This is a genomic window from Synechococcus sp. H55.11, assembly GCF_047462475.1.
Taxonomy (GTDB): Bacteria; Cyanobacteriota; Cyanobacteriia; order Thermostichales; family Thermostichaceae; genus Thermostichus.
On record NZ_JANSJI010000244.1, the window covers coordinates 1 to 4,306 of the forward strand.

Consider the following 4,306-nt stretch of genomic DNA (forward strand, 5'->3'; position numbering starts at 1 on the left):
AGGCCAACCCAGTCTTTTGCCCCTGCCGTCAAATCTCTGTGCCGGAACGGTTTTCCAGAGGGTTTGTCAAACGTGCCCATAGGTCGCCTGGTCGGCCAAGACCTCTGCTAAGGTGCAGAAAGGTTGGGTTCCTCCGCACCGACATTCGTGAGGTTAAGCTCATGTCCTCTGTGCTGTGGCAAGCCATTGGGTACGCCGGCGGGATCTCGTTGGGGATCCTGACGCTGGTTGCCCTCATTAACTTTCTTTGGCAGCGCCTGGAGCAGCAGGCGGAGAAGGCTGCCGCCCAGCCAGCCGAGCCGACCTCGGCCCCAGAACCTGGCAGTACCTCAGAGGGATCGGCATCAACATGAGCGACAGGGTTCGCGTTCACGTTTGGGTACGCGGGCGAGTGCAGGGGGTGGGGTTTCGCGCCTACACCGAAGCGATGGCCCGCAACGCCGGTGTTGGCGGCTGGGTGCGCAACTTGCGGGATGGGCGCGTGGAGGCCGTTTTTGAGGGATCCCCGGCGGCGGTGGAGGCAATGCTGCGCTGGTGCCAGCAAGGCAGCCCCGGCTCGCAGGTGGAGGCCGTTGAACAGCGTTGCGAGCTGCCCGAGGGCCTCTCCACCTTCGAGATCCGTCCCACCGTTTGAGAGGGAAACCGGCGACATCCCACTAGAATGGGGAAACAGCATTCTCTTTCCGAAGCCATGACGGTTGCTGCCCCTGCCAAAGTGGAATACGAAGCTGTGATTGGGTTGGAGGTGCACTGCCAGCTCAGCACCCGCTCCAAGATCTTCTCCAGCAGCGCGACGGCCTTTGGCGCTCCCCCCAACACCCAAATTGATCCCATCTGCATGGGCCTGCCCGGCACGCTGCCGGTACTCAACGAGAAGGTGCTGGAATACGCGGTCAAGGCCGGCTTGGCCCTCAATTGCACCATCGCCCCCTACAGCAAGTTCGACCGCAAGCAGTACTTCTACCCCGACCTGCCCAAAAACTACCAAATTTCCCAGTACGACCTGCCCATTGCCACCCAGGGCTGGGTCGAGATCCAGCTCAGCGATGGCCGCAGCAAGCGCATCGGCATCACCCGTCTGCACATGGAAGAAGACGCGGGCAAATTGGTGCACGCTGGCAGCGATCGGCTCTCAGGATCCAGCTATTCCCTGGTGGATTTCAACCGGGCGGGAGTTCCCCTCATCGAGATCGTCAGCGAGCCGGATATCCGCACCGGGGAAGAAGCAGCCGAGTATGTGCAGGAGCTGCGCCGCATCCTGCGCTACGCCGGGCTGTGCGACGGCAACCTGCAGGAGGGATCCCTGCGCTGCGACGTCAACATCTCGGTGCGCCCGCTGGGGAGCCAGACCTTCGGCACGAAGGTGGAAATCAAAAACATGAACTCCTTCAACGCCATCCAGCGGGCCATCGAGTACGAGTTCAACCGCCAAGTCAAAGCCGTGGAAGCAGGCGAGCCCATCGTGCAGGAAACCCGCCTCTGGGAAGAAAACAGCCAGCGCACCATCAGCATGCGCAAGAAAGAAGGATCCAGCGACTACCGCTATTTCCCCGAGCCGGATCTGCCGCCCATCCGCGTCACCGAAGCGCAAAAAGCCCGCTGGCAGGCGGAGCTGCCGGAATTGCCCGGCGTGAAGCGGCGGCGCTACCAAGAGGTGTACGGACTTTCGGTGTACGACTCCCGCTACCTCAGCGACGAACGCAACACCGCCGAGTACTTTGAGGCCGTGGTTGCCGCTGGCGCCGACCCGAAGGCAGCCGCCAACTGGATGATGAGCGACATCGCCAGCTACCTCAACACCCACAAGCTGGACTACCCGGACATCGCCCTGAAGCCGGAAACCCTGGCCGAGCTAATCGGCCTCATCGAGCAGGGCGTCATTTCCAGCAAAATTGCCAAGGAGATCCTGCCGGAGCTGCTGGAAAAAGGCGGTTCGGCCCGCGCCCTGGTGGAGGCCAAGGGCCTGACCCAAATCTCCGATGGCAGCCTCTTGGAGCAGATGATCGCCGAGGTGCTGGCGGAAAACCCCGAGCAACTTGAGCAGTATCGGGGGGGCAAAACCAAGCTCTTCGGCTACTTTGTCGGGCAATTGATGAAAAAAACCGAGGGGCGGGCGGATCCCAAGTTGGCCAACGAGCTGCTCCGGCAGCACCTGGACGGCTAACTCCAGGCCTCGGTGAGGGAATAGCCCAGCTCCTGGATCATGCGCCGCAGCAGGGGCAAACTCAGCCCAATGACGTTGCCAGGACACCCCTCGATCCGCTCCACGAACAGGCTGCCCCGACCGTCGATGGCAAAGCAGCCAGCACAATTGAGCGGCTCGCCGGTGGCCACGTAGGCGCGGATCTCCTCGTCGCTGGGCTTGGCAAAAAACACCCGTGTGACCGCATAGTGGACGAGGCGGCGGCTCTGCCTCGTATCAATCAAGGCATGGCCCGTGTAGAGCTCTCCCACTTCGCCCCGCATTTGCCGCAGGCGCCGTTCCGCTTCCAGAGCATTGGCCGGCTTGCCCAGGATCTCGCCACCTAGGTAGAGCACCGAGTCGGCCCCGATAACCAAGACGGGCTGCCGTTGTTGGGCCGCCACCACTTCGGCTTTGGCCGAGGCCAGCTTCTGCACCAGCTCCACCGGATCCGAGCTTTGGATTTGGCTTTCGTCAAAATAGCTGGGTTGAACGCGAAAAGGGATCCGGGCAGCTTCTAACAATTGGCGGCGGGCAGGAGATTGCGAAGCCAGGACAATGGGAGGCAACATCGATTCAATACTCAACTCAAGCCTAGACGTTTGCAGGAGCGAAGTTCGCTCCACTTACCAGTTTCCATTACCCTAGTCAAGGTACGCCCAATAGGCGCTGAAAGGAAACTCTCTCGATCTCTCCCAACTGGATCCCGTTTGTGACCACCCTACCCTCCCAGGCCCCCCCTCAAGCCGAGCTTGTCCCTGCTGGCCTCCTCCAGCGGTATTGGGGGGATCAAGACACTCCTGAAAGCCGCTGGGTGAACTGGCTGGTGGCGGGGTTGGTTCTTTGTTCGTCTGCCTTTTTTGTGGTACAGACCTACCCCATTTCTCCCCAGGTGCGCCTTGGGCTGGAGCGGTTGGATCGCCTCATCCTCGGCCTGTTTGTGGTGGAGTATCTGCTGCGCTGGGCAGCGGCTCCGCAAAAGCTGCGCTACCTCTTTAGTCTCTATTCGCTGATTGACCTGCTGGCGATTTTGCCTTTTTTTGCCGGGCTGACGGATATTCGCTTTATCCGCCTCTTGCGCTGGTTCCGCATCTTGCGGCTGCTGCGCCTGGTGGAGGGCAAGACCCTATTTGGTCAGGTAATCTCCGCTGACACCCGCATCTTGTTGCGCATCCTTTTTACTCTCTTTGCGATTGTCTTTGTCTACTCTGGCCTCATCTACCAGGTGGAACATCCGGTCAATCCCGGCGCTTTTGCCACCTTTTTGGATGCTTTCTACTTTTCTGTTGTCACCATGACCACGGTGGGGTTTGGGGATCTCACCCCCACCTCTGAGCTGGGCCGGCTGTTGACGGTGCTGATGATCTTGACCGGTGTTGCCCTGATCCCTTGGCAGGTGGGAGAGCTGATCAAGCAACTGGTGAAAAGCAGCACCTCGGTGCAGTGGGCCTGCCCAGGCTGTGGCCTCTCCCAGCACGATGAGGATGCCCAGTTTTGTAAGCGCTGTGGCACGCCGCTCTATCCCACGGATTGAGGCCGTTGGCCAATGGGGGGCAAAGACAGGATAGGCTAGGACAGATTGGGCGGAGGATCGGCGATGTGGGCCCACCCTGAGCTAACCATCCCCGGCAAGTTAAATGTGAAGGCGGGAGTGGCGATGCTGGTCGCCGCCATTGCTCTCGGCTGGATCCTCGGCCAGGTTCAGCCGCTGCTGCCCGCTCCGCAAGATTTGCCAGGGATCCCTGCCGAGCCTCTTTCCTGGCAAGAGGTGCCCAAACAAAAGTACGCCTGGCACATCTGCTACGCCTTTTTGGGCAATATGGGGCTGATCAACATCGGCGGCGGGCTGGCCCTGGTGACGCTGGGATCCCGCTTCACAGCCGGGCACCTGTTTTCCCAGATTCTCCTTTTGGGGGGAATGCTGCACCCTGCCTCTTGGGCCTTGGTGGCCCTGACGGGGCTAGAGGAGTGGGGCTGGCTGGGCAACGTTGGGGCGGCGGCAGTGGCGATGGTGGTGCTGGCCCTGTTCGTTCACCTGATCTGGGCCACCTATCGCGCGGCGAAAGCCATCCGAAGGCTGACTCGATCCCGCACCCGCCGTTAGTCCAATTGGGGAAGGCTGCC

General features: G+C 61.0%; 6 protein-coding genes. 5 read left to right on the forward strand and 1 reads right to left on the reverse strand.

The features are described 5' to 3' along the window. Positions 1-161 precede the first annotated feature (161 nt). From NW853_RS09825 to gatB, 3 genes are read left to right on the forward strand one after another with little or no spacing between them, the layout of a single operon-like run. Entirely contained in the window at positions 162-353 is a 192-nt protein-coding gene (locus NW853_RS09825; RefSeq protein ID WP_414336008.1) for a hypothetical protein, read from the forward strand. Further along, positions 350-634: an acylphosphatase gene (locus tag NW853_RS09830; RefSeq protein ID WP_414348919.1), complete on the forward strand. Its 285-nt coding sequence runs from the start codon at positions 350-352 to the stop codon at positions 632-634. The genes NW853_RS09825 and NW853_RS09830 overlap by 4 nt, the downstream gene beginning before the upstream one ends. 57 nt (positions 635-691) lie before the next feature. Further along, a complete protein-coding gene (gatB, locus tag NW853_RS09835; protein ID WP_414336005.1) occupies positions 692-2,164 on the forward strand; it encodes an Asp-tRNA(Asn)/Glu-tRNA(Gln) amidotransferase subunit GatB in 1,473 nt (490 codons plus the stop codon). Here gatB and NW853_RS09840 read toward each other — a convergent pair. Further along, entirely contained in the window at positions 2,161-2,754 is a 594-nt protein-coding gene (locus NW853_RS09840) for a Maf family protein (protein ID WP_414336004.1), read from the reverse strand. The two genes, gatB and NW853_RS09840, sit on opposite strands and share 4 nt — an antisense overlap. A 140-nt stretch (positions 2,755-2,894) precedes the next feature. Between NW853_RS09840 and NW853_RS09845 the strand changes: the two genes are divergently transcribed. Together NW853_RS09845 and NW853_RS09850 are read left to right on the forward strand one after the other, a co-directional pair. Then, complete coding sequence (locus NW853_RS09845) at positions 2,895-3,716, forward strand: ion transporter (protein ID WP_414336003.1); 822 nt, start codon at positions 2,895-2,897, stop codon at positions 3,714-3,716. 63 nt (positions 3,717-3,779) lie between these two features. Further along, positions 3,780-4,286: a hypothetical protein gene (locus NW853_RS09850; protein ID WP_414336002.1), complete on the forward strand. Its 507-nt coding sequence runs from the start codon at positions 3,780-3,782 to the stop codon at positions 4,284-4,286. Positions 4,287-4,306 lie beyond the last annotated feature (20 nt).